Below are 26,241 nucleotides of genomic sequence, written 5' to 3'. Positions count from 1 at the left end.
AGCTTTTGGCTTTTCGCCAGTTACTATTAGCTGTTTTTAATCTTGCTTATTAAACTATTTATCATTCTTGCCTCTTTATGAATAAGTTCAAAAATGACTTTTAAATTTTCTTCAGGAATAAACTCGAGTTCTTTAGAAATAATTAATTGTGTTTCAACTTCAAAAAGTGAACCCATTGCTATTTCAAGAAATCGTTTAAATTCTATATCACTATTTCTACTGCATCCTTCAGCAATATTGGATGGAATTGAAACGGCTGCTCTTGTAACTTGACTTCTTAAACCAAACTTTTCTTCTGACGGTAATTGCTGAGAAAGGACATAAACTTGTTTAACAATTGTAATTCCATTTTTCCAAATTTCAAGTATCCTAAAATTTCTCATATTTTCAACTTTTAACTTTTCACAACAGTGATGCTAACAGCTAACCGCTAAAAGCCAATAGCAATCACAAATAATACGCATTAACCAACTCCACAACACTCTCTACCAAAGGTACTTTAGCAACTCTTACATCTTCAAAATACTTTTTGGCTTCAGTTGCCGTCGTTTCTCCTATACAAAATGCAATACCTTTTGCTTTGTTTTGTTTTAAGAAACTTTGAACCGTAGATGGACTGTAAAACATTACACCATCTAAATCGCCTTCTACTTTTTCGGCATCAAACTTTGTCTCGTAGGCTTCTACTTCGTTGACTTTTATGTTGTTTTCTGATAAAATATCTGGAATAGTATCTAATCTTAAATTACTACAGAAATACGTTGCTTCTGCACCATCCATAAGTTCCACCATATGGTCGGCTAAAGCTTTTGCATTCTGTTCGTAATGCTTCACTTTTCCTATGCGTTTTTCAACAATACGCTTCGTTTTTCGACCTACACAATAAATATTTTTGAATTGTAATTCTGCGGCAGAAAAGTTAGTCAATAAGGCTTCAACAGCATTCTGACTGGTAATAATAACATTTTCAATTTCGTTACGAACGATGTTCTTAGATAATCGGTTAGGATTAATTTTTACAGAATCATTGCTTTGTGCAACCACGTCATCATGAAACTGAGCAACTTGGTCGTTGGTTAGTTTTTTTGTGGAATATATATTAGTGATTTTATCGCCTTGCGTTAATTCGTCAATTAAAACCTTACCACCTTTACCAATGATATAATCCGCACAAAATTCAGCAACTTCTTCATGTTTACCTAAAGGCACAACTTTAGTGACTTCAATCTTTTTGGTGCCATCTTTACTTAAAAGAATACCTTTAAAATTAACTTCTTCCTCTTTATTGATGTAACAAATTGCTCCAATTGGTGCAGTACAACCACCTTCTAAACGGTTTAGGAATTCGCGCTCAATTGAGGTACAGATTTGAGTGGTTTCGTCGTTGATTTCTGATAGGATAGTTCTTGTCTCCTCATCAGCTTCTAAAGCCGTAATCATAATAGTACCTTGTGCTGGTGCAGGAATCATCCAACCTAAATTAATAGAGTTTTCTGGTGTAATATTTAAACGACCTAAACCTGCACCTGCGAAAATAGCTCCATTCCAATCGTCGTTGGTTTCAAGTTTTTCTAATCTAGAATTGACATTACCGCGTAAACCAACTATTGTATGCGTTGGGTAACGGTTAAGCCATTGTGCGCGTCGTCTTAAACTTCCGGTTGCTATAACGGCATCTCTAGCAGATAAAAACTCTTCATTGTCTTTAAAAACCAAAGTGTCATTAATGTTTCCACGTTTTAAAACAGCAGCTTGTACAATGCCTTTAGGTAAAACTGTTGGCACATCTTTTAAGGAATGCACAGCAATATCAATATTACCATTTAGCATGGCTATATCTAGGGTTTTTGTAAAAATTCCTGTAATACCAAGTTCGTACAAGGGTTTGTCGAGAACTAAATCTCCTGTTGATTTTACGGGAACAAGTACGGTTTTATGACCTAAATGTTCAAGTTGAGATTGAACAGTTTTTGCTTGCCACATAGCGAGCTGGCTGTCGCGTGTGCCAATGCGAATTAATTTAGACATTATCGGTAGTTTCTAACTGAAATATTTTTTTGATAAGCTCAATGCTTTCATCTGAAGACGTACTATCTTCTCTTAAGTGGTGTGCAAACTGATTTGTGATTTTCTGAATTAAATTATTCGTAATTAATTCTGCCTGGTCTTCATTAAAATCAGACATTTTTTTACGTTGCGTATTGAATTCAGAATTTTTAAAATCTGTTAATTTATGTTTTATAGCCTGAATGGTTGGGACGAATTTTAGGGTGTCTAACCATGCATTAAATTCGGCTGTAATGTCTTCTATTATTGATTCAGCTGCAGGAATAAAGGCTTTGCGTTTTTCTAAGGTGTCATCCGTTATTTTCGCTAAATCATCTAAGTGTACTAAGGTAATATTAGAAAGGTCTCTAATATCTTCGTTCACATTTTTAGGAATTGATAAATCTAATACCAATAATGGCTTTTCAGTTGAGATTAAAGACTTATAAATCGTAGGGTTTTGTGCGCCTGTTGCAACAATAACAATATCTGAAGCATTAAGTTCTTGGCTTAAATCTTCGTAATCTTTTACCACAAGATTAAATTTGCCAGCAACTTCTTCAGCTTTTGTTTTTGTTCTGTTGATTAAGGTAATATGAGAATTCTTAGTATGTTTTACTAAATTTTCGCAGGTGTTTCTTCCAATTTTTCCAGTTCCGAAAAGTAGAATATTCTTTTCAGAGATGGTTTCTACGTTATTCATAATATATTGAACAGAGGCAAAAGAGACAGACGTTGCACCAGAAGATAATTCTGTTTCGTTTTTAATGCGCTTACTAGCTTGAATTACAGAATTCACTAAACGTTCTGTAAATGAATTTAACAATCCTACTTTTCTAGATGCTTTTGCACCGAATTTAAGTTGACTTATAATTTCAAAATCACCAAGAATCTGACTGTCTAAACCAGAACCCACACGAAACATGTGGTTAATGGCTTCTTTGTTTTTATGAACATATGCAACCTCTCTAAATTCTTCAACGGTTCCTTTTGTGTTATCACACAATAACTGAATCAGTTGAAAAGGGTGTTCTGCAAAACCATAAAGTTCAGTTCTGTTACATGTAGAAATAACTAATAGGCTATCTACACCATTTTGTTTTGCTTGAGACAAAACGTTTTGTTTTGCATCATCGCTTAAACTAAAATGACCACGTACGCGCGCATCAGCTTTTTTATAGCTGAGGCCTATAGCGTAAAAATATTTGCTTCTGTTTGGCATGTGTTGCTTTACTCGTTTACCTGACTTAGGAAAGTAACAGCGCAAATGTAATTTTGATATTTATAAAAAAACAACGCTAGAAGAACTTAAAGTATCGTTTCTGGTTTTTTAAGATAGTTTTTCACTAAAACATGATAATTATCATATTTTTGTAGTGTAATCAAGGGTTTTTAAAGCTTTTGTTTAGAACGAATCTAAATAAGATTGAAATGAATTTAGAAAAAATGGACTCGAAAAGTATCGCTAAAGGTACTTTTGATGAAACTCATATTGAAGATGGCTTTTTTATTATAACAAGTAAAAACGATAACGATACCGCTAAAGTTCTTGAACGTGAGATTGATAGCAGTTATATTCAATTTCATTTTTGCAATAAGGGATCCGCGGCATTTATGTTTAATCAAGGTAATTATACCCTGAATATAGATGAGGAAACCTCGTTATTGCTTTACAATCCACAAAGAGATTTACCTATACATTTAGAATTACGTCCACATTCCTGGTTGGTTTCTTTAGTAATATCTATTGAAAAGTTTCATGGCTTATTTTCTGACGATGCTAATTATGTAACCTTTTTAACTGAAGATAATAAGGATAAAAAATATTATAAGGACGGTAAAATATCGCCTTCAATGGCTGTAGTATTGAATCAGTTAATTAGTTTTAATCTTAACAATTCCATTAAGTCCTTATATTTTAAAGGTAAAGCTTATGAGTTATTAAGTTTGTTTTTTAACCGAAGTGAAGATGCTGATATTGAGCAATGTCCTTATTTAGTAGATGAGGTTAATGTAGCGAAATTAAAGAAGGCAAAAGATATCATTATTGCCAATATGGCTGAGCCACCAACTTTACAAGAATTAGCAGATGAAATAGAATTAAGCCTTAAAAAATTAAAAGAAGGTTTTAAACAGATTTATGGCGATTCGGTTTTTAGTTTTCTATTCGATTATAAAATGGAAGTGGCACGTAAACTTTTAGAATCTGGTGATTATAACGTTAACGAGGTTGGTCTAAAAGTTGGGTACAGTACAGGTAGCCACTTTATCGCTGCTTTTAAAAAGAAATTTGGTACTACGCCTAAGAAGTATATTACGGCTTCTAGTTAATAATTGTAATAACCATCCCGTCCACTTGGTGTAACTCGCTCTCTATCCTTGTAGATAGCTAAATTGATAATTTCTGTGTACTGCTCTTCTAGTTCTTTAGTTTTATCAACTATAGTTCCGTAGCTTTCTGATTTAGAATAATATTCTACAACCAATTGGGTTGGATCTTTAGGTTTAATAAAAGAGATGTAATGTAAGGCCTCAACCTTACCAGAATAGTCATCGTCCTTGTCTACTTTAAAGAAATACATCACAGCATTTTTATTGCCTTTATCGGTTACAAAACCGCGTTTAAAAAGGAACTGAATTGAATCTTGTTCTTTTTCATAATTAGCATTAGCTAATAACTTTGATTTAGCAAACTGCTGTTGGTCAATTTTAAATGATTTTAGCTTCTTTAATAGTTTAGCATCATCTAGTTCTTCTAACAGTAAATATTGGTTTTCTTCATCGTCTACTAATTTTTCCGTCAATTTTGCTGGTATGTCTTCTTTCGCCTTCGTTAATAATACATAATACTTTACTAGCGCATTTTTATCGTCGACGTTTAATAGTTTTTCAAAGAAATCTTGAGCTGAACGTTCCTTTCTATAAGGGAAAATAAGCCTTACATACGTTGATAATGTGTACGAGTAAGAGTTGTAACCATAGCCAGTATTTCCGAGATTACGTTTCACTTCAATTTTTCCATCATTGATGAGTTGACTTTTATACTTTTTATAAGATTTTCTCTTAATTAAACCACTATCTGCAGCTCTTACCAATAAATTATAGAGTGGCTGTTTGTATTCTGAAATGGTTGTATATTCTAATATTTTTGGAAATAAAGTCGCTTTTAAAGCTAAAGAATCTTTGCCGTAGTAATTATAAAACATGCTGCTTACATTGCCTAAAGGTAAATCGCGTTCCATCAATTCTAATGCTATTTCATAATTCTCCTCTTCATTAGAATTAAACAATCCATTTAAAATCGCCGTTTGTGTTTGTGTATCAGAATAACTATCATGATACAGCTGCTTAATAAAAGGCAAATTGTTTTTTAAATCTATTTCTATTAGTTTTCCTACTAAATGAGATTTAATGTCTAATCGTTCTTTTTCGAATTCAAAATCTTTTAAAACAGAAACAATCTCTTTGCTGTTATGCTTTTTAAATTTAATTAAACCATAGGATTCTAAGATTATACTATCCTTGGCTCTAAGCGCTTCAAAAAACTGTTGAGTCTTATCTTCTAGAACGCTTTTACCCATAAGTGTATCAATAGGTGTAAAGGAATCGTAAAATTCTGTAACAAATTTTGAAGGTCCACTTATAGAATCTACCAACGTTTTTAATTCAAAAAGTACGCCTTTTTTCAATATGTTTTTAACTAAAACTTGTTTCGCACTTGCAGAATCTGTGTAGCTAAAGCGATTGGTGTAGATAGAGTCTTTTTTAGATGATGAACGGTTAGAAATTTTGAATTTTTTACTGTCATTATAGTAATATGAGCTGTAATTCACTTGCTTTTCTAAGCTAGACCAAAGACTATCTATGTTATGATACATTTGCAAATCGTGAAACTTAGTTCTAGAAATTGAAATTTGCTCATTAGCATTTGTAGAATATGTTGTTTCATTTACTTTCTGCTCGTAATCTTTATCTTTTTTTCCACTGTTATAGCCATATCCATAACCATAAGGATTTGGTCCTGGTGCTTTTGAGTTTGTATTAACTGAAAAGTGTAACGTAGTATCTATAACTTTTTTAAATTCTGGATATTCGGTTTTATTGAATTTAAATGATTTAAAAAACGCAGATTTATCAGCTTCATCTGTACCAACATAACCAAGTAAATAATAGCTTCCGTCTTTTACAATTGTTTTTAAATGTAGTCTTTTATTAGACGTAGAATCTAAAAGGGCTTTAGACTCATATGTTTTATAATCACCAGCTTTAAAACCACCTTTTTCTTCTTTTAGTTTGTAGTTTTTATATAATGCATGATGAAAATATTTCGCCTCAAAACTATCCTCTTCAATGTAAGACATATCGTTAAGTGCTGCTTCTTCAACAAAATAATAAGCATCGTTTTTATGACCCTCAATAAGTTTTTTACCAAAATTATTTATGTTGCTAGAAACATAGTATTCAGGAAAATTGACTTGAAACTTTTTATTTGGTGAAACAAATAATTGAGTGTCGTTTGAAGGTGTTTTTAGTGATATTGAATCAAATATTTTGCTTTGGTGTTTTAGAACAAAATCACTTCTACCAGCAAATTTTATAATAATAATTTCTAATGGCGTTTGATAAATATGGTATTTCTGAAACTCGCCTTTCTTTGTTTTGTTAACAATACTAATTCCTGGATATGGACTTGTTAGTTCTTCCTTTTTTATAATATCTCCTGGAATATCTTCATAGAGCAAATGATCTATTTCTTTAAGTGTAATATTTTCTTTTTCGTTTGGTAAATATGTAAAGCGACTAATTCTATTCATGGTGAGATAAGCTCCATTAGTCATATCTGGATCTAAGTAATATTTTTGCCCACCATACGAGAATTCACGCAATTCATCATAAGTATTTATACTAAGAAAATTATCTGGTGTACTATGGTTTTTAAGAACAGGTGCAATAAATAAACTATCTAATTTCGTTTTTTCGGTTTTACTATAATCCGTTTGGTCTGATGTTAAGGATGTTACTGTGTAACCTCTTTCTCTTAACATATTAATCATGCCTTGTTTACCTGGTAAATGTGCTGCACCAACACCTGCAAACACAGATTTAGTTGGCATTAGGTCTATTAGAGATACAACCATATTCTTATTACGAATATATAGCATGTTTTCTCTATAGAATTCTGTATTTACACCAGCACCAATAGAATCTAATAGATCTAAGTTTCTATCGCGATACAAATTTTCTTGAATTAAATATGGGTTTTCCTTAGCATACAGTTTTTGAACCCAGGGATCTAACTCTTTTTTATTGGCATTATAAGCTGCTTTAGTAGTTAAATAGCGAGACTCTGCTAAATCTTCTAAAGCATAAATATCTTTATTATTTTTCTTACCAGCTTGAAAGATAAACATGTCTAAATATGTTTCTTCTTCAAAATTATCTGAAGCATAGCTTTTTCTATATAAATAGGCATTAACTGCATTATTGTCCATTCTTACAGATCCTCTAATAGCCATTTCTTCAGGATGTGTAAGCTTAAATAAGTTGGTGTAAAACTCATTACTATTATTGTTATATGCAGACATTTGATCTAACATCATATCATAGTTAAAACCTGGCCAAGTTGTTGGGTCAGATTCTAAAGCAATACATTCACTTTCATTAAGCGCTTTATAAAAAACGTCATCTAAACGGAATGCTACTTTTTTACTCACGTGCATAGTACCATATAAATAAGATGGTTTTTCTAATCCGTTACCAGTGATTTTCCAGAGTAAGCTTTGATATTGTTGTTGAGAGAAAGCGATTGTTGTAAAAAATGTAAGAAATATAAATAGGATTTTTTTCATAATATGTTTTGGTCGAGTCTTGTAAAGATATTTAAATCCTTTAAATAGCCATATATAATTAATAAAACTCGTTAAAAAGAAATAAATATAGATGTGAATTATGAATAGTTTAACTACAAAAGCCATAAAATATTTTGTGATATCACTATTAATAAAAGCAATACTATTCTTCTTATACTATTGTAATTAGTGTTGTATTTTTGTGTTAGAAAAAAAAACGCATGTCAAAAGGAATTTTATTAGTCAATTTGGGCTCTCCAGACAGTCCAAATCCAAAGGATGTAAAAAAGTATCTCGGAGAATTTTTAATGGACGAACGTGTTATTGATTTACCATTATTAGCGCGCACGTTATTGGTTAAGGGTATAATTTTAAATACTAGGCCTAAGGCTTCAGCTGCTGCTTATAAGAAAATTTGGTGGGAAGAAGGTTCGCCTTTAATTGTTCTATCAGAACGACTTCAAGAGAAACTTCAAAAGAAAGTGGATTATCCTGTTGCGCTAGCTATGCGTTATGGAAGTATGACCATAAAAAAAGGATTACAAGAGTTGGTAGATAAGGGCTGTACAGAAATAAAAACCGTTCCTTTGTATCCTCAATTTGCCATGGCAACGACAGAAACTATTGATGTTAAAGTAGATGAGTTGGTTTCTGAATTTTTTCCTGAGGTAAAAATCACAAGAACACCTGCATTTTATCATCGTCAAGACTATATAAACGTACTCTCTAAAAGTATAGGAGAAGTTTTAAATGATTTAGATTATGAGCATATTCTTTTTAGCTATCATGGCGTGCCAGAACGACATATTAGAAAAAGTGATATTACCAATGGCAATTGCAAAATGAATGGAAAATGTTGCTTTAAAAAAGGCAGTAAGCAGCATGAGTTTTGTTACCGTCATCAATGTGAAATTACAACCGTAAATGTCGCTAAAAAATTAGGCTTAAAAAATGGAACGTATTCTACAACCTTTCAATCAAGACTTGGGTTTGACCCTTGGTTAAAACCATATACAGATCGAACCATTGAAAGAATGGGTAAGGAAGGTATTAAAAAAATGGCTATTGTAACACCTGCTTTTGTGAGCGATTGTTTAGAAACTTTAGAAGAAATTGCTATGGAAGGAGAAGAAATTTTTCACGAAATGGGAGGTGAAGAATTCACTGTTATTCCGTGTCTTAATGAGCGCGACGATTTTACCGAAGTACTTGCAAATATTGCTAACGAATGGGTAAATGCTGAAAATATAGCCATATAATGGCAAAAGTATCGTCACAAGATTTAGGGACTGAACGTATTGGTAAATTGCTAATAAAGCAAGCTGTGCCTGCAGCTATTGGTATATTGGTAATGTCGCTAAATATCTTAGTAGACACTATTTTTGTTGGCAATTGGATTGGTTCTACTGCTATTGCAGCGATTAATGTTGTACTACCTGTTTCTTTTTTTATTGCGGCATTGGGCATGGCCATTGGTGTTGGAGGTTCTTCAATAATCTCGCGAGCTTTAGGTGGAGATAACAAACCAAAAGCCTTAAAGACTTTTGGTAATCAGTTGTCTCTTACCTTTTTGTTTACAATTACATTTGCTGTATTTGGTTTGTATTTTGTAGATACGCTAATACCTGCTTTTGGAGGAAAAGGAAATATTTTTGAGCCTGCAAAAATATATTACGAAATTATACTTTACGGTGTTCCTATTTTGGGCTTTGTAATGTTGGGTAATAATGTAATAAGAGCAGAAGGTAAACCAAAATTTGCCATGTATGCTATGCTAATTCCATCCGTTGGTAACTTAGTTTTAGATTATGTTTTTATTAATGTTTTAGATTACGGAATGGCTGGAGCAGCATGGGCAACTACTGGTTCTTATATTGTTGCGTTCTTATTTATATTCTGGTATTTTTTATCTAAAAATTCTGAATTAAAAATTAACCTTTCGCATTTTGGTTTTAATAAAGCTATAGTGTCAGAAATAAGCTCTTTAGGATTTGTTACTTTAGCCAGACAAGCCGTTGTAAGTGTAACGTTTTTATTAGTCAATAATGCGCTTTACGATTTTGGTGGAGAAACTTCGGTAACTACATATGCTATTATTGGTAGGTTAAGCATGTTTGCGTTATTTCCTGTTTTTGGCATAACACAGGGCTTCATACCAATTGCAGGTTATAATTTTGGAGCGGAAAAATACGATAGGGTAAAAGAAGTCATTTTTACAGCTATAAAATATGCTACAATTTTAGGCACTATTGTTTTTATAGCACTTATGTTTTTTCCGGAAGTAATAACCAAATGGTTTACAACAGATGCAGATGTTATAAGAGAAACACCAAGTAATATGAGATGGACGTTTGCTGCTGTGCCAATTTTAGCACTACAGCTTATTGGAGCAGCGTATTTTCAGGCTGTAGGTAAAGCATTACCAGCCTTGTTATTGACCTTAACAAGACAAGCCATTTTCTTTATTCCGTTAATGTATATTTTGCCGTTATATTTGGGAGAATTTGGTATATGGTTATCATTTCCTATTGCAGATTTCCTTTCTACTTTAGTAACGGCTTATTTTTTATATCGTGAAGTGAATTTAAATCTCAATCCAAAAACAACAGCGTAACATTTTTAATCTGTAATTTTACATAATTGTATAATTTTTCAACTTACCGTTTTATCTCATGGAATATTACAACTACATAAAATCGTTGCATCTCATCTTTGTAATAACATGGTTTGCTGGCTTGTTTTATATTCCTAGATTGTTTGTATATCAAATTGAAGCTTTTCATAAGCCATCACCAGAAAAGGAAATCTTAGGTAAGCAACTAAAATTAATGTCAAAACGGTTATGGTTTATAATTACATGGCCCTCTTCAATTTTAGCAACGCTATTTGCGGTTTGGTTAATGATATTAATGCCAAGTTGGTTTCAGCAAAGTTGGATGCATGTTAAATTACTATTTGTGTTTTTGTTATTTATTTATCATTTTAAAACTCATCAGTATTATAAGCAACTTCAAAATGATGAGGTTTTAGTAACCTCAAGTTATATGCGTATTTGGAATGAAGGTGCAACATTTATCTTATTTGCCGTTGTGTTCCTTGTAATCCTAAAAAGCTCAATCAATTGGATTTTTGGAATTATTGGTTTAGTAGTTTTAGGTGTTTTAATTATGTTAGGCTTTAAGCTTTATAAAAACATAAGGGCTAAAAACCCTGAAGCATAAAAGTTTGTTTTAAAAATTAAAGTATTCATAAATTGAGGTTATCGCTTCAATAGTTTGGATTGATTATTGTTATATTTAAAACTTATAATTCAGTATAAAATTTAGCGTTCAAGATAATTTAAATGAATAAAAAACGTCTGTCCTTAAGAGCTCGTATCATTATAAATATGGTGCTTTTAGTATTGGTAGCTTCGGTTTTAATAGCCGCAGTAACCATTTATCAATATCGTGAAGAGGCAAAGGATTATCATAAAGAACGTTTAGAGCGCAAAGAAAAGGCGATTAGGCAAAGTATTGACTTTGTAATAAGAGAGACGACTTACCCAAAGACTACAGATAAAATTCCACTTATATTTAAAGATGAAATATTTGATATAGATGCTATTCATAATCTACAGATCAATCTTTACGATTTAAATGGTAGACTACTAAAGAGCTCAAAACGAACCATATTACGAGATTCTACTGAGGCATTTTTAGATCCTATAATTTTAAAAACTTTAGCGAACACTGTAGACCATCGTTATGTTGTAAAAAACAAGGAAGCTGGTCAAACATTTCAATCATCTTATACATATATAACAGACGAAAAATTTAAAACATTAGCCATTTTAAATTTACCTTATTTAGAAAATGATGATTTTTTAAATAAGGAACTAAAGGAGTTTTTAATGCGATTGGCTTATGCCTATTTGGTTTTAATATTTGTAGCTATAGTATTTGCTTATTTTATATCTAAGTTCATTACAAAATCACTGAGAACAATTAGTGATAAAATGAATGAAACACGATTAGAAAAGCGAAATAAAAAAATTCAAATAGAATCTACAAGTGAAGAGATTGAAGCGCTAGTAAATGCATACAATAGTATGATAGATGAACTCGAAGCAAGTGCAGTGGTTTTAGCAACAAATGAAAGAGAACAAGCTTGGCGAGAAATGGCAAAACAAGTAGCCCATGAGATTAAAAACCCGTTAACTCCTATGCGGTTAACGGTACAGAGTTTTCAGAGAAAATTTGATCCACAAGATGAAAACATACATCAAAAAGTCAATGAATATAGTAATACTTTAATTGAGCAAATAGACACCATGAGCTCTATTGCATCTGCATTCTCTAATTTTGCTAAAATGCCAGCACAGAAGAGCGAAAACTTAAACGTTGTAAATATTGTAAAGTTAGCACTCGATATTTTTAATGAGCATTACATTGAGTTTTATCCAGAAACCGAAGAAATAATTGCAAAATTTGATAGAACGCAACTTATAAGAGTGGTCACAAATTTGGTTAAAAACGGTATTCAGGCTATTCCTGAAGATTTTGAGAACCCTAAAATAAAGGTAAGTGTTGTTAATGAAGGCGATAATGTTAGTATTATTATAGAAGACAATGGTTCTGGTATCGCAGAAGATACTAAAGCTAAAATTTTTGAACCTAAATTTACAACCAAATCTAGCGGAATGGGCTTAGGCTTAGCTATGGTAAAAAACATTGTAGAAACTTATAACGGAAGTATTACCTTTACATCTCAATTAGAAAAAGGGACAACATTTAAGGTTACTTTTCCTAAAGAATAATAAACTTAATATATATGGCTTACAACAACATTATATCTAACTACTCAAATGGTATTACTACCATAACAATTAATAGACCTAAAAAGTTAAATGCCTTAAATAAAGATACTATACAAGAATTACATGATGCATTTGACGATGCAGAAAACCATAAGGAAACAAAGGTTGTAGTTATCACAGGTAGTGGAGAAAAAGCTTTTGTTGCAGGTGCAGATATTAGTGAATTTGCAGATTTTAGTATAAAAGAAGGAGGTAAGTTGGCAGCTCAAGGCCAAGCACTACTTTTTGATTTTGTAGAAAACTTAAGTAAACCAGTAATAGCAGCAGTAAACGGTTTTGCGTTAGGTGGAGGATTAGAATTGGCAATGGCTTGTCACTTTAGAATCGCAAGTACAAATGCAAAAATGGGGTTACCTGAAACTTCATTAGGCGTAATTCCTGGTTATGGAGGAACACAACGTTTGCCGCAACTAGTTGGTAAAGGTAGAGCAATGGAGATGATAATGACCGCAGGTATGATTGATGCAAATCAAGCATTAAACTATGGTTTAATAAATCACGTCGTAGCACAAGAAGAATTATTACCGTTTGCAGAGAAAATTGGAAGCAAGATTATACGAAACTCATCTGTAGCCATAAGTAAAGCTATAAAAGCTATTAATGCAAATTATAAGGACGGAAAGGATGGATACGAGACCGAAATTAAGCAATTTGGAAAATGCTTTGGCACTAATGATTTTGTAGAAGGTACAACCGCATTTTTAGAAAAACGAAAGGCCAATTTTCCTGGTAACTAAGTGTGTCTAGTTCTTTAACTTTTATTTAAAATGTTGAAGTTCAACAAAGTTAGCAATGTATAGAAGTAACGAAATTTTCTAATTAGAATAAATAAAATGTTTTAAACAAAAAAAAGTGGGTTCTCTACTACCCACTTTTTTAACTAAATAAATAAACTAATAATATATAAACAACAATTTATATTCTAAAATTTTTGACGAACACTCTGTCGTTAGACTTGATGATGGTTGTGTAATCTCCATCAAGAGTTTCATCTAATTTGTACACACGGTTTAAAATCTTTTCTCCTTCAACTATTTCTGAATGGATTAATTCTCCTTCAAAATAAAGCTCAATTTCCATGTTTTCTGCATCTAAAGCTAATTTAGAAATTAATATTCTAGAGTCTTCTGTTCTTACTACTGGAGTATGAATCATTTTTTTGTCAGAATCTATAACAGAAACCACATTGTTTTTTACTTCAATAGTGTTAAGTTCAATTTTAAAATCTTTGGTAACTTCTACATTATACGTTCCGTTTTTTAACTGTGTAAAATCAAAAAGTGTAATTAGGTTACCGCTATAATTAATTTCTCCACTGTAGATAACTTCACCAGAAGTATCTGATACAGAAATGTAATTTCCTTTTTCAACGTGGTTGTAAGAAGACTTAACTTCCGCAACTTCGTTTGCGTAGCTTGTATATGTTCCTAACACTACAGCTGCTACTAATAATTTTTTAAATACGTTTTTCATAATAAAATTGTATTACGTTATTACTGATACAAATATATATTGAATTGTAAGTATAGAAAACATCATAATTGCCTGATTTGTGTGTTATTTTAACCGAATAGCCTATTGTCTTAATAGTGTTTGTTAAAATAGTATAGATTTATGATAATTTGCCATAGATTCAATTTTTACCTCAATTTTAGAGCAATTAAGAAGTACCCAATAATTAAGCTAAAAATTACCATCTACATATAATTATATGGTGTAGTTGATATTGACTTAATGGATGGAAGGACTTTAATTATTAATAGGTATCGGTATAATAAGATGAAATCTGTTTTTTTGCTGTAATTATCGTGGGTTTTATATCTGAACAGGATTTAATGTTTAAGCTGCAAGGCAAAAAAAAAAGGTAAGCTGTACAGCTTACCTTTTTTCTAGTTTAAATTAATAGGACATCAATTTAGATTTTGAAATTTTTTACAAACACTCTATCATTAGTTTTAATAATAGTTGTGTAGTTGCCTTTAAGAGTTTCATCTAATTTAAAAACGCGATTAAGGATTGTAGATCCAGCTAGAGTTTCAGTATGGATAAGATTACCTTTATAGTAAATCTCTATTTCCATGTCTTCACCATTTAGTGCTAATTTAGAAATAATTAGTTTAGAGCTTTCGTTTCTAACAACTGGTTTGTAAATAACCATTTTGTTTGTTTCTAAAATAGATACTATAGTATCGTTAACTTCTATTGTACTTATTTCTATTTTATATCCATTAGTGACTTCTACATCATATTTACCATTTTTTAATTGAGTAAAATCGTAAAGTGTAATGAGGTTTCCGCTATAGTTAATTTCTCCACTATAGATGATTTCTCCAAAAGCATCTGAAACAGAAATATGGTTTCCTTTCTTTACGTAGTTAATAGTAGTGTTAACTTCTACAACTTCGTTTGCGTAGCTTGTACATGTTCCTAACACTACAGCTAATACTAATAATTTTTTAAATACTTTTCTCATAATAAATTGTATTAAGTGATTACTGATACAAATGTATAGCGCATTTACTATCTAGAAAACATCAATTTTGGCATGTTTATATGTAAAATTAACCGGTTTACTCAAAAGGTGTTTTTGGTGGGTTAAAATAGAATAGTTTTGAGTTAATTTTAGTGATGTGAGATATTCGGTTGTAATTATAGATTTTGATCTAAGACTTAGATATAAATTTTGTTTTGTACTTACTAGAAGAAAAGTTCTTTGGTTTAATTTATAGCTAAGTATCTTACACCAAATTAGGAGATATAATCATAAAGTTAAGTTGCTTTGAAGATGATTCAGGAAAGTATAGCAAATAAAAAAGTGGGCTCTTGGCCCACTTTTCAACTAATAAAACTAATGTATAAACAATAATCTATAATTTGAAATCTTCAACATACACGCGCCCATTTGCTTTAATGATTGCAGTGTATTCTCCTTTTCTTGTATTATCTAATTGGTAAACTCGGTTTATTATATCTTCTCCTTTTACGGTTTCAGTATAGATTAAGTCATTTCCAAAATATAACTCTATTTCCATATGATCTGTGTCAATTGCCAATTTAGATACAATAACTTTAGAATCTTCTGATCTAAAAACTGGTTTGTAAATTGTAGAATTTGAGCTTTCTAAAAAAGTAACAACGTTGTTAAGAACTTGTATTTTGTTTATTTTAATTTCAAAATCCTTATTTACTTCTATTGTATAAACGCCATCTTTTAATTGAGAAAAATCATATAGATTTTGAATGTTTCCTGAATAGTTAATGCGACCGTTGTATACAACTTCTCCCGAAGCATCAGTAACAGAAATTAAATCGCCTTCATTTACACTGTTAAATGTACGTGAAACTTCTACTGTCGCATTTGCGTAGCTTGTGCATGTTCCTAACATCACTGCTAATACTAAAATGTTTTTAAATAATGTTTTCATAATATCTTGTTTTTAAGTTAAAACTGAATTTAAAACTTGTCTATTTTTTTTAGTGACAATTTTATTATCTATCAGATCAATTAAATCAACACTGCAAATTTATGGCAGCATTTCATTCTGGAAAACATCAATTTTGGCAAATTTATATACAAAATTAACCTTTTGAGGGTGTTAAATAAATATTAAGGTTAATTTTGTGTATGTTTTTGGTAATTCTACATAGAAAGTAATAATAATATACCTTAAATTTGTATTAATTGAGATGTTATGAAAGCAAGAAAACCTACTTTAGAAAAAATTAGCCCTGAATTTGGTAGCTCCTTAAAAGTAAGGAGGCATAAAATGGATGTTTATAAAGGTGAAAATAAGCCGTTTTGGCATTTTCATCCAGAGATTGAACTGGTATACGTTAACAAAGGTCAAGGGAAACGCCATATTGGCAACCATTTATCTTACTTTAATAATAGCCAGTTATTATTAATTGGACCTAATTTACCGCATAATGGTTTTACAGATCGTTTAACTATAAATGGTTCTGAAACCTTAGTACAGTTTAAACCAGAATTTTTAGGAGATCATTTTTTTGATATTCCAGAGATGGAAAAAATCAACCTTTTGTTTGAGCGTTCTAAAAAAGGAATTCTGTTTGGTGTAAAAACAAAGCAGAAGCTTGGTTCTAAAATAGAAAAGCTTAATGAGAAGGAAGGATTTAAAAAAATATTAATTTTATTAGAAGTATTACACGGTTTAGCAAAGTCTGAAGATTATACCCTATTAAATGTAGATGGTTTTGCATTTGAAACAGAACCACAAGATAGTGCTAAGATTGATATTGTTTTTAAGCATGTTAACCAAAACTTTAAAGAACATATTAGTTTAGATGAAATAGCAGAAAAGGTAAGTATGACGGTTCCTGCATTTTGTCGCTACTTTAAAAAAGTAACAGGAAAAACATTTACTAAGCTCGTAAACGAATATAGAGTAGTACATGCTACTAAGTTACTTTCTGAGAGCCAAATGAGTATTGCTGATGTAAGTTATGAGTGTGGCTTTAATAATTTTTCACACTTTAATAAACTATTTAAGGAGTTTACTGGTAAAAGTGCCTCTAAATATCGAGGGGAATTAAAAATGATGATGGTTTAATACAATACGTTATACTTATGGAAGATAAAATAGATATCACAATTGCGTATTATACAAAGAAAGGGCAAGATATTTTAGATGCTGTAAATACTAATAAAACTTTAACTGCAGACCAGATTATTCATTATGGTGAAGAAATGGCAGCAATAGAGTATAAGTTAACAGCTTTAGAAGTTGCCAAAGAGAACTAAGTCATTTACTTCTCACCTTCCCATTCTGCGTAAAACTGTTTTAAAAACCCTTCCATATACTTATGGCGTTCTAAGGCAATACGTTTCCCAGTTTTAGTATTCATTTTATCTTTTAATAACAATAATTTTTCATAAAAATGATTAATTGTTGGCGCATTAGAAGATTTGTATTCAGCCTTAGTCATGTTAAGATTAGGTGTTACTTCTGGATCATAAAGCGCTCTATCTTTAAAACCTCCATAATTAAAACAACGTGCTATACCTATAGCTCCTATAGCATCTAAGCGATCTGCATCTTGCACAACTTCCATTTCTTTAGATGTAAAGGCTGTCGTTAGATCAAAAGTATTTTTAAAAGACATGTTATCAATGATCTGAGTAACATGTTCAATAATTTCACTGTCTACATTATGTTTTAAAAGAAAAGTACTTGCAATCTTTGATCCCAAAGTTTCATCACCTTTATGAAATTTAGAATCTGCAATATCATGAAGTAAAGCTGCTAATGAAACAATGGTAATATCTACCTTTTCTTGTTTAGCAATTAATAAACTGTTTTTATATACACGCTCAATATGAAACCAATCATGGCCACCTTCAGCATTTTTTAATTCATTTTTTACAAAGTTAATTGTAGCGTCAATTAATTGAGCATCAGAAATTGTCATTATAATAATTTATGCAGGATCTACCCATTTAAACTGAAATGAATTTTCCGGTATTTTGATACGTTCAGATAAGCGATACATTCTAGGAGGTAATTTCATTAAATAATCTCTAGCTTTTTCTGCCTCTTCATTTAAGCCAATCATGTTACCAATATCCCAACGATCTATAAGCTTTTGTAAAATATCTACATAATCATTAGAGGTATAAACACCAATACGCTGTGCAGTATTAGAAAATTCTTCAAAAGCAGCTCCTATACTTTCGCCAGATTCTCTTAAAAAGTGAGCAGGCATTGCTATTTTGCGCTTCATCATATCATGAAAAGCCATCATCATTTGATTAGGGTCTACAGCAAAAATACGTTCTACAAACTCAGAATAAGCATGGTGGTGACGCATCTCATCGCCAGAAATAATCTTACACATTTTGGCCAGTTGTTTGTTGCCTTTTTGTTTTGCAATCTTAGCTACACGATTATGAGATATGTACGTTGCTAATTCTTGAAAACTAGTGTAAACAAAGTTTTTATAAGGATCTCTACCTGTACCAATATCAAAACCATCGTTAATCAAATACTGAGTTGTTTTTTCTATCTCGCGCATGTTTACACGCCCAGATAAGTATAGGTATTTATTTAAAACATCGCCATGTCTGTTTTCTTCACCTGTCCAGTGTCTTAGCCATGTAGACCAACCGTTGCGTTCTACTTGGTCCACACCTTCTACATCCATTAACCAAGACTCGTAGCTAGGTAGTGCTTCTTCAGTAATCATATCACCAACTAAAACTACCCAAAAATCATAGTCTAATTCTTTAGAAAGTTCTCTAATTTCCCTTACCTCTTCAAAAAAGGTTTCTTTTTTAGAATCTGGTAAAAAATCTGTTGGTTGCCAGATCTTTTCAACAGGTATTAAGTATTTTTCAATAAGAAACTGAACATCTTTTTCAAGATGCTGCATTACTTCTAATCGTATATTTTTTAAAGACATTTATGCGGTTATTTATGATGGTTAACGCTCTATTGCTTCTACAATTGTTTGTTCAAGTTGCTGAATTAATTCAGCCTTATCAGTAAAGTTAACGATTTCTAAGGGCTTATGCACTGTAAATTTAATATGATTTCCTATTCCCATGGGAAATTGACCATATCTCAGCATTTTCCAAGAATTATTCACTGTGATTGGCACAATTAGAGCTGATGGAACTTTTTTCATTAGTAGTTCTAGGCCTTTTGTTTTAAAAGGTCTTGGTGTTCCATCTTTACTTCTAGTGCCTTCTGGGAAAATGACAGCGGCACGTTTTGTATTTTCAATATATTCGCCAAACTTCATCATTGCTGGCAGAGCTTGTCGTGGATTTTTTCTATCTATTAATACAGATCCACCATGCTGTAAATTGTAAGATATGCTTGGTATCCCTTTTCCTAATTCTTTCTTTGATACAAACTTGACATGGTGTTTACGCAAATACCACATTATTGGCGAAATATCATACATGCTTTGATGGTTGGCCACAATAATTATTGGTCTATCTGTGCTAATATCGTATGGATTTTTGAACGTAATTCTTGTACCTAATAGATTAAGGCATCGCATTATAGCAAATTGTAAGGCATCAACAGTGAGTTTTAGACCTTTGTAGCCAAAGACTCTGTGAGAAAACCATTGTATACCATGAAATATAACCAAGGTTAAACCAAAGCATAAATAAAATAAAACGGAAAGCGGATAGGCTAATAGTTTTCTCATATCACAAATGTAAATCAATGTCTTTTAAGCACAAAAAAACCACGAAATAATTCGTGGTTTTTTTATAACTGTCTAACGTATTAGAGCTAAAGTTTTTTAGCAATGCTCGTTATAAGCATCTTTAAGGTTTTCTGCGATTAAATCTGCAGGACGACCTTCAATATGGTGACGCTCTAACATATGCACTAATTCGCCATTTTTAAACAAAGCCATACTCGGTGAGCTTGGAGGAAAAGGAACCATGTGAGCTCTAGCTGTATCTACAGCTTCTTTGTCAACACCTGCAAATACAGTAACAATATGGTCTGGGCGTTTGTCGTTTTCAATACTATTCTTTGCTCCTGGTCTTGCATTTGCTGCTGCACATCCACAAACCGAATTTACAACTACTAAAGTTGTACCTTCTTTTGCTAATGCTGCTTCAACAGCTTCTGATGTATGTAATTCTTCAAAACCTACGCTAGTTAAATCTGCGCGCATTGGTTTTACTAATTCTGCTGGATACATATTTTTTAATTTTAATTAATCTTAATTTGAAGTGCAAAGATAATGAAAATTTATGCGCATTACACGGTCTTCAGTATGTAGTCTCAATAGAACTATTTTCGTTTTGAATAGTAACAAAAACCATAAAAGATAGACTAACAAATAGTATATTTGAATTTCATAAAAATAGATGATATGAGTTTTGCAAAATGGATTGGTGGTGCTTTGGGTTGGTCTTTTGGTGGACCAATAGGTGCAATTATAGGATTGGCTATTGGTAGCTTTGTTGATAATTTAAAAATTGGAGAAACCCCTTTATTGGGTGATCGCCAAACTGGTCAACAAAGAGGAACCTACAGAAAAACACCAAATTATGGCAAGCGTACCTCTTCTCGACCACAAACGCAATCTGGAGATTTTGAAGTAAGCCTATTAATTTTAGCATCAATTGTTATAAAAGCTGATGGTAAACAAGATCAACGCGAATTAGATTTTGTGCGTCAACAATTTACTAATATGTATGGTAAGGACAGGGCAAATAAAGCTTTTGTGTTATTTAAACGTATAACAAAGCAAAATATTTCTACACGTCAAGTGTGTACTCAGATTCGTCAGATGATGGATCATCCATCACGTTTGCAATTATTGCATTTTTTATTCGGCATTGCAAAAGCAGATGGATTGGTAACTGAAGATGAATTAAGACAAATTTATACTATAACTGGTTATTTAGGTATTAGCAGCAGAGATTACGAAAGTATTAAAGCGATGTTTTATAACACGAGTGATAATGCGTACAAAATTCTAGAAATTGATAAATCTGTTTCTGATGATCAGGTTAAGAAAGCTTATAGAACTATGGCTAAAAAATACCATCCAGATCGCGTAGGTCACTTAGGTAAAGAACATCAAGATGGTGCGGAAGCTAAGTTTAGGCAAGTGCAAGAAGCTTATGAGCACATTCAGAAAGAACGTGGGTTTAAGTAAATTAAGACTGTTGTGAGTCTTTACCTTTCCTTTGTTTTTCTATATATTTAAAGTATCGTTGTGTTTTGTATTTGTTAAATATAAAAACACAAAGCACAATAAAAGCTAATAAGATTAAGCCTGCTTTGCCTGTAAAATATTCAAATAATTCCATTGATTATTTATAATTTAGGGTTTAATAGTCGTAATAAGAATGAAAGCTTTCGGGATTAATTATTTTTTTCTTTTTGTTTAAAATAAAGTTACCCTCTAAATAAAAAGAAATCATCCTTCATATCTTCAATTTGAGCGTCTTCATTAGTAATTATATAATCTATCGCTTTTGAAGTAAACTCATCGCCTTTCTTAGTAAGGGAAACAATATTTTTTTCTATATGAATCATATTATTTTTTTGAGCTAAATCTAAAACAGTCTTAGCGCGTACTTTTTGCCAATTTATGTGTTCGTTGAGATGGTTAACGTGTCGCTCTTCTAACTCGTCATGGTTTTTTAGGTGTAATAAAAATGTAAGTAAAGAGACTTCGGTTTGTTGTTGTTTTTCCCGGTACATTACAGCGATAATGCCTTTAGAAGGTGCAAATAAATACACTAGTAAAAATACCAATCCTAGAACGGTTGTAATTGAACCAGCAATCGAAGCATCTAGCCAATGTGCTACCCAATACCCAAAAATGGCACTAAAAATTCCAAAGCATATAGCCAAAGCAAGCATTTTCTTTAAATCTGTAGTCAATAAATAAGCGGTTGCAGCAGGTGCAATCATCAGAGCAACGACTAAAATAGCGCCAACAGCATCAAAAGCTCCCACTGTAGTTACTGAAGAAACGGACATTAAACCGTAATGGATAATAGCTGGGGAAAAGCCTAATGAAGCGGCTAAACCTTTATCAAACGTACTCACTTTTAATTCTTTAAAAAACAGGATTAAAAGCGTTATAGTAATTAACAGAATTACACCAACAATCCAAAGCGATTTTGGGCCAACATCTGTGCCAGCAATTAATAATCTATCAAAAGGAGCAAAAGCTAATTCGCCTAATAATACAGCATCGACATCTAAGTGTACATCATTTGCATTCTTAGCAATCATTATGACACCAATACTAAATAGAGCAGGAAAAACTAAACCGATGGCTGTATCTTCTTTTACTAAGCCTGTTTTTTGAATGTATTCTACCAGTACAACGGTTATGATTCCCGTTAAGGCTGCTAATAGAATTAACAAAGGCGAATTTAAATCTTGGGTAATAAAAAAACCAATCACGATTCCTGGTAAAATGGAATGACTAATGGCATCACTAATCATAGCCATTTTTCTAAGAACAAGAAAAGTCCCTGGAATAGCACATGCAACAGCAACGATACTGGCAATAAGTTGAATTTCAATTTGCGCGCTACTCATCTTCTGTTATTTGTTTGGTATATAAGTTCGCTGCTGTTTCAAAACCAACTTTGGTTAAACTCCACATATTTCCCTGGAGCTGTACGTAATCTTTTTCTACTAACTTTCGAAGCGTGTTCTTTGTATAACCTTGAAAATTATTGAGTAATTTAATGGCATGTGGATGTGATATATCTTCATGCGTTTCAGCAATATGATGCATAAATGCTAAAGTTTTATGCAATTCTAAATCGCGTCTGTTTTTTATAAAACGTATTTGTTTAAAAAGTAGACCTCGACTCGGTGAAAAAATAAACGAAAAAACCACAAAAACGGCAGCAACCAAAACAATTACTGGTCCTGTAGATAAATTATTTTGACTTGCACTAATTGCCGTACCAAAGACTCCCGAAAAGGCTCCAAAAATGGCAGCTAAAAATACCATAACAGATAAGCTGTTTGTCCATTGCCTAGCTGCAGCTGCAGGTGCCAATAGCATAGCACTCATTAAAACGACACCTACGGTTTGTAAGCCTAGAACAATAGCCAAAACAATAAAAGTTGTAATGAGAATATCTATAATCTTGGTATTAAAACCAAGTGTTTTGGTGTAATCAGCATCAAATAATAATATTTTGAATTCTTTCCAGAATGTGAGCATTACAATTAAACAAAGCCCTGTAACAATGGCCATCATCCAAACATCACTTTCTACTAATGTAGCCGCTTGTCCAAAAAGATATTTGTCTAAACCAGCTTGATTAGCATTGGGTTGTTTTTGAATAAAGGTTAATAACAACATGCCAAACCCAAAAAACAATGACAAAATTAAGCCTAAAGCTGTGTCTGATTTTAAGTGGGTTTTGGTTATGATGCCTCTAATCCAGAAGGTTCCCACTAAGCCACTTACTAAAGCCCCAAGTAATAAAGTATTGCTGTCTTTTGCGCCAGTAATTAAAAAGGCAATGGCAATACCTGGTAAGGCGGCATGTGAAATGGCATCACCTAACAAGCTTTGTTTTCTTAGTACAGCAAAGCTTCCCAACATGCCAGTCACAGCGCCCAAAATTGCTGTGCCAAGCGTAATGGTTCTTAAGGTGTAGTCCGTGAAGACTAGTTCTATGTATTCTGTAATGTCCATTTCGATATTCTGAATTTATTTCAGAATTTTAAATTTCATTCGTTAATTTAATTTTTAATAGGTGTGCAAATTTCTATTAGAAATCCATTAATATCTCTTAAATAACCAACCTTTTGTCCCCAAGGTTTTTCAATGATAGGTTCGTATTGTATGGCTCCAGCTTTTATAGCTTTTGCGAAATCATCTTCAATGTTTTCTGTTGTAAATGCCATCTCAATGCCATTAGGTTTTGTGTTTAAATCTAATTTTTCAAAGCCTTTTTTAAAATTAGATTGTCCCAATTCATTAGAAGCAAATGCAATAGTTGTTTCGCCAGAAACTAGTTCACCGTAATCATGTTTTGGTGTCATAAACTTCTTTTGAAATCCGAATGCAGAATTGTAGAATTCTATGGTCTTTTCAATATCTTCTACGTATAAAATAGTGTAAGCGTATTTCATCTTTAAAATTTAATTTTATTTAAATGGGTTTTCGACTGCAATCAGACTATTACTATTTAAAACAGTAATTAAAGAAGACTGAGATTGAGAACTTATTTTTAGGAACGCTATGTAACATATAATGAACACTGTTTACTTTTTTCACTCCTGGATACTTACTTTATAATTAATACCATAGGTCTTCGTTAAATTATCATCATTAAAAATATCCTTAACAGGTCCTGTGGCAATCTTCTTTACATTTAAAAACGTTACCCAATCAAAATATTCTGGTACGGTTTGTAAATCATGATGAACAACGATTACTGTTTTGCCGGCTTTTCTTAGTTCTTTTAAAATATTGATAATTGCAATTTCAGTCGTAGCGTCTACACCTTGAAACGGTTCGTCCATAAAATAGATGGATGCATTTTGCACTAAAGCTCTTGCCAAAAATATGCGTTGTTGCTGTCCTCCAGAAAGTTGACTTATTTGACGGCTTTTAAATGCCAACATGCCTACTTTCTCTAAAGCTTCAAGTGAAGCTTTTTTTTCTTTTTGGCCTGGTCGTTTTATCCAGCCCAAACTTCCGTATGTACCCATCATAACAACATCTAAGGCTGTCGTTGGGAAATCCCAATCTACGCTCCCTTTTTGTGGAACGTAAGCAACAAGCTGCCTTTGTTTTTCATAAGGTTTGCCATAAATAGAAACACTTCCTGCGATGGGTTTTAAAATGCCTAATATAGATTTGATTAGTGTAGATTTCCCAGCACCATTTGGACCAACAATAGCCATAAGAACACCTTCAGGGATTTCTAAATCGATATCCCAAAGTACAGGTTTGTAGTTGTAAGCTACGGTTAAATCATCAACTTTTACGGCTATGTTGTTCATGTGTTTTATCTATTCTAAGCTTGTTTAGAGTTATATCATATTAATTTTAGAGTGGTTTACAATCAGCAATAAATTACTATTGCAATGCACTAACAATCGTTTTTATATTGTAACGATACATACCTAAATAAGTGCCTTCGGGTGTGCCAGCAGTCCCTAACGCATCAGAAAATAATGTACCGCCTATTTCAACTTTGTGCCCTTTTGCGTTTACGGCTGCTTTTAACGCTTCAATGGTTCGTTTAGGAACAGAACTTTCAACAAAAATGGCCTTTATATTCTTGTCAATAATAAAAGCAGCCAACTTTTGTACATCTTGTACACCAGCTTCTGTTGCAGTAGATAATCCTTGTAAGCCAACAACTTCAAAACCGTATGCTTTACCAAAATAATTAAAGGCATCATGCGCAGTGACTAAGATTCTTTTTTCTGGTGAAAGAGCGGCTACAACACCTTTTACATCTTCTTGTAAATTGTCTAAATCGGCTAAATATCGTTTTTCATTAGCTCTAAAAGTTTCTGCATTTTTTGGATCTTTTTCGCATAAAATTATAGTTACTTTTTCAGTAAACTTTTTAAAGAATTCAATATTAAACCAGACATGAGGATCATAATTAGATGCAAAATACTCTGAACCTATCAGTAGCTTTTTATTTAATTCATCAGCTAAAGCAACAGGTGTTTTTTCTCCTCCAGACATTTTTTCAAAGACTTCTACAAGTTTTCCTTCTAAATGCAAACCGTTATAAAATATAATGTCTGCATCTACTAGCTTAGAAACATCACCTTCACTAGCTTTATATAAGTGAGGATCTACACCAGAGCCCATTAATCCTTGTACGTTGATTGAATCTCCACCAATATTTCTTACTAGATCTGTAATCATACTGGTTGTAGTGACCACATTTAGCTTTTTGTTAATTTTTGATTCGTTATCGTTTTTACAATTAAAAGCGAGTGTTATAGTAAGTAATAGTATTAATTTTTTCATTTGTTT

At 32.1% G+C, this 26,241-nt stretch carries 25 protein-coding genes; 9 read left to right on the top strand and 16 right to left on the bottom strand.

Features of this window, described 5'->3' with window-relative positions:
* Positions 1 to 26 precede the first annotated feature (26 nt).
* From ACJBCC_RS09820 to hemA, 3 genes are all read right to left on the bottom strand, one after another.
* Positions 27 to 383, bottom strand: a complete 357-nt coding sequence (locus tag ACJBCC_RS09820; protein ID WP_299098026.1) for a four helix bundle protein — start codon at positions 381 to 383, stop codon at positions 27 to 29.
* 64 nt (positions 384 to 447) lie between these two features.
* Positions 448 to 2,028, bottom strand: coding sequence for a hydroxymethylbilane synthase (hemC, locus tag ACJBCC_RS09815; RefSeq protein WP_299098024.1), 1,581 nt, complete (start codon positions 2,026 to 2,028; stop codon positions 448 to 450).
* Entirely contained in the window at positions 2,021 to 3,268 is a 1,248-nt protein-coding gene (gene hemA, locus ACJBCC_RS09810; protein WP_299098022.1) for a glutamyl-tRNA reductase, read from the bottom strand. Before hemA ends, hemC begins: the two co-directional genes overlap by 8 nt.
* Positions 3,269 to 3,477: 209 nt before the next feature.
* Here hemA and ACJBCC_RS09805 point away from each other — a divergent pair, with 209 nt between their 5' ends.
* Positions 3,478 to 4,377, top strand: a complete 900-nt coding sequence (locus ACJBCC_RS09805; RefSeq protein WP_299098020.1) for a helix-turn-helix transcriptional regulator — start codon at positions 3,478 to 3,480, stop codon at positions 4,375 to 4,377.
* On the opposite strand, the gene ACJBCC_RS09800 is transcribed toward ACJBCC_RS09805, so the two are convergent.
* The gene (locus tag ACJBCC_RS09800; RefSeq protein ID WP_299098018.1) at positions 4,374 to 7,895 is read right to left on the bottom strand and encodes a TraB/GumN family protein; all 3,522 of its coding nucleotides are present in this window, start codon (positions 7,893 to 7,895) and stop codon (positions 4,374 to 4,376) included. The two genes, ACJBCC_RS09805 and ACJBCC_RS09800, sit on opposite strands and share 4 nt — an antisense overlap.
* Positions 7,896 to 8,116: 221 nt before the next feature.
* Between ACJBCC_RS09800 and hemH the strand changes: the two genes are divergently transcribed.
* From hemH to ACJBCC_RS09775, 5 genes are all read left to right on the top strand, one after another.
* The gene (gene hemH, locus ACJBCC_RS09795) at positions 8,117 to 9,154 is read left to right on the top strand and encodes a ferrochelatase (RefSeq protein ID WP_299098016.1); all 1,038 of its coding nucleotides are present in this window, start codon (positions 8,117 to 8,119) and stop codon (positions 9,152 to 9,154) included.
* Positions 9,154 to 10,509 (top strand): MATE family efflux transporter, encoded by a 1,356-nt coding sequence (locus tag ACJBCC_RS09790; RefSeq protein ID WP_299098014.1) that lies wholly within the window; start codon positions 9,154 to 9,156, stop codon positions 10,507 to 10,509. The genes hemH and ACJBCC_RS09790 overlap by 1 nt, the downstream gene beginning before the upstream one ends.
* A gap of 58 nt (positions 10,510 to 10,567) precedes the next feature.
* Positions 10,568 to 11,116: a CopD family protein gene (locus tag ACJBCC_RS09785; RefSeq protein ID WP_299098012.1), complete on the top strand. Its 549-nt coding sequence runs from the start codon at positions 10,568 to 10,570 to the stop codon at positions 11,114 to 11,116.
* Positions 11,117 to 11,238: 122 nt separating this feature from the next.
* Complete coding sequence (locus tag ACJBCC_RS09780; protein ID WP_299098010.1) at positions 11,239 to 12,693, top strand: ATP-binding protein; 1,455 nt, start codon at positions 11,239 to 11,241, stop codon at positions 12,691 to 12,693.
* Positions 12,694 to 12,707: 14 nt separating this feature from the next.
* A complete protein-coding gene (locus ACJBCC_RS09775) occupies positions 12,708 to 13,490 on the top strand; it encodes an enoyl-CoA hydratase/isomerase family protein (protein WP_299098008.1) in 783 nt (260 codons plus the stop codon).
* Positions 13,491 to 13,668: 178 nt separating this feature from the next.
* On the opposite strand, the gene ACJBCC_RS09770 is transcribed toward ACJBCC_RS09775, so the two are convergent.
* The 3 genes from ACJBCC_RS09770 to ACJBCC_RS09760 form a co-directional block, all read right to left on the bottom strand.
* The gene (locus ACJBCC_RS09770) at positions 13,669 to 14,226 is read right to left on the bottom strand and encodes a hypothetical protein (RefSeq protein ID WP_299098006.1); all 558 of its coding nucleotides are present in this window, start codon (positions 14,224 to 14,226) and stop codon (positions 13,669 to 13,671) included.
* A 442-nt stretch (positions 14,227 to 14,668) separates the two neighbouring features.
* Complete coding sequence (locus ACJBCC_RS09765; RefSeq protein WP_299098004.1) at positions 14,669 to 15,226, bottom strand: hypothetical protein; 558 nt, start codon at positions 15,224 to 15,226, stop codon at positions 14,669 to 14,671.
* A 394-nt stretch (positions 15,227 to 15,620) separates the two neighbouring features.
* A complete protein-coding gene (locus tag ACJBCC_RS09760) occupies positions 15,621 to 16,178 on the bottom strand; it encodes a hypothetical protein (protein WP_407557089.1) in 558 nt (185 codons plus the stop codon).
* Positions 16,179 to 16,445: 267 nt separating this feature from the next.
* Between ACJBCC_RS09760 and ACJBCC_RS09755 the strand changes: the two genes are divergently transcribed.
* Both ACJBCC_RS09755 and ACJBCC_RS09750 read left to right on the top strand, forming a co-directional pair.
* A complete protein-coding gene (locus tag ACJBCC_RS09755) occupies positions 16,446 to 17,324 on the top strand; it encodes an AraC family transcriptional regulator (protein WP_299098000.1) in 879 nt (292 codons plus the stop codon).
* Positions 17,325 to 17,341: 17 nt separating this feature from the next.
* Positions 17,342 to 17,515 carry a hypothetical protein gene (locus tag ACJBCC_RS09750; RefSeq protein WP_299097998.1) on the top strand — a complete coding sequence of 58 codons (174 nt, stop codon included), beginning with the start codon at positions 17,342 to 17,344 and terminating at the stop codon, positions 17,513 to 17,515.
* Between the two features lie 5 nt (positions 17,516 to 17,520).
* On the opposite strand, the gene ACJBCC_RS09745 is transcribed toward ACJBCC_RS09750, so the two are convergent.
* The 4 genes from ACJBCC_RS09745 to ACJBCC_RS09730 all read right to left on the bottom strand — a co-directional run bounded on the left by ACJBCC_RS09745 (position 17,521) and on the right by ACJBCC_RS09730 (position 20,439).
* Positions 17,521 to 18,183, bottom strand: a complete 663-nt coding sequence (locus ACJBCC_RS09745; RefSeq protein WP_407557088.1) for an HD domain-containing protein — start codon at positions 18,181 to 18,183, stop codon at positions 17,521 to 17,523.
* A gap of 9 nt (positions 18,184 to 18,192) precedes the next feature.
* A complete protein-coding gene (locus tag ACJBCC_RS09740; protein WP_407557087.1) occupies positions 18,193 to 19,173 on the bottom strand; it encodes an acyl-ACP desaturase in 981 nt (326 codons plus the stop codon).
* A 21-nt stretch (positions 19,174 to 19,194) separates the two neighbouring features.
* A complete protein-coding gene (locus ACJBCC_RS09735) occupies positions 19,195 to 19,932 on the bottom strand; it encodes a 1-acyl-sn-glycerol-3-phosphate acyltransferase (protein WP_299097992.1) in 738 nt (245 codons plus the stop codon).
* A gap of 96 nt (positions 19,933 to 20,028) precedes the next feature.
* Positions 20,029 to 20,439, bottom strand: a complete 411-nt coding sequence (locus ACJBCC_RS09730; protein ID WP_299097990.1) for a BrxA/BrxB family bacilliredoxin — start codon at positions 20,437 to 20,439, stop codon at positions 20,029 to 20,031.
* 174 nt (positions 20,440 to 20,613) lie between these two features.
* Between ACJBCC_RS09730 and ACJBCC_RS09725 the strand changes: the two genes are divergently transcribed.
* Positions 20,614 to 21,405 (top strand): TerB family tellurite resistance protein, encoded by a 792-nt coding sequence (locus ACJBCC_RS09725; protein WP_407557086.1) that lies wholly within the window; start codon positions 20,614 to 20,616, stop codon positions 21,403 to 21,405.
* 242 nt (positions 21,406 to 21,647) lie between these two features.
* On the opposite strand, the gene ACJBCC_RS09720 is transcribed toward ACJBCC_RS09725, so the two are convergent.
* The 5 genes from ACJBCC_RS09720 to ACJBCC_RS09700 form a co-directional block, all read right to left on the bottom strand.
* Positions 21,648 to 22,808, bottom strand: a complete 1,161-nt coding sequence (locus ACJBCC_RS09720; protein WP_407557085.1) for a metal ABC transporter permease — start codon at positions 22,806 to 22,808, stop codon at positions 21,648 to 21,650.
* On the bottom strand, positions 22,801 to 23,928 hold the full coding sequence (locus ACJBCC_RS09715; protein WP_299097984.1) for a metal ABC transporter permease: 1,128 nt from the start codon (positions 23,926 to 23,928) through the stop codon (positions 22,801 to 22,803). The genes ACJBCC_RS09720 and ACJBCC_RS09715 overlap by 8 nt, the downstream gene beginning before the upstream one ends.
* Positions 23,929 to 23,975: 47 nt before the next feature.
* Positions 23,976 to 24,368: a VOC family protein gene (locus ACJBCC_RS09710; RefSeq protein ID WP_299097982.1), complete on the bottom strand. Its 393-nt coding sequence runs from the start codon at positions 24,366 to 24,368 to the stop codon at positions 23,976 to 23,978.
* 141 nt (positions 24,369 to 24,509) lie between these two features.
* Positions 24,510 to 25,244: a metal ABC transporter ATP-binding protein gene (locus ACJBCC_RS09705; RefSeq protein ID WP_299097981.1), complete on the bottom strand. Its 735-nt coding sequence runs from the start codon at positions 25,242 to 25,244 to the stop codon at positions 24,510 to 24,512.
* Between the two features lie 76 nt (positions 25,245 to 25,320).
* Positions 25,321 to 26,235, bottom strand: a complete 915-nt coding sequence (locus ACJBCC_RS09700) for a metal ABC transporter solute-binding protein, Zn/Mn family (protein ID WP_299097979.1) — start codon at positions 26,233 to 26,235, stop codon at positions 25,321 to 25,323.
* Positions 26,236 to 26,241: the final 6 nt, after the last annotated feature.

The organism is Winogradskyella sp. 4-2091 (assembly GCF_045765065.1).
GTDB lineage: Bacteria > Bacteroidota > Bacteroidia > Flavobacteriales > Flavobacteriaceae > Winogradskyella.
This window is presented reverse-complemented; position numbering and strand designations above follow the sequence as displayed.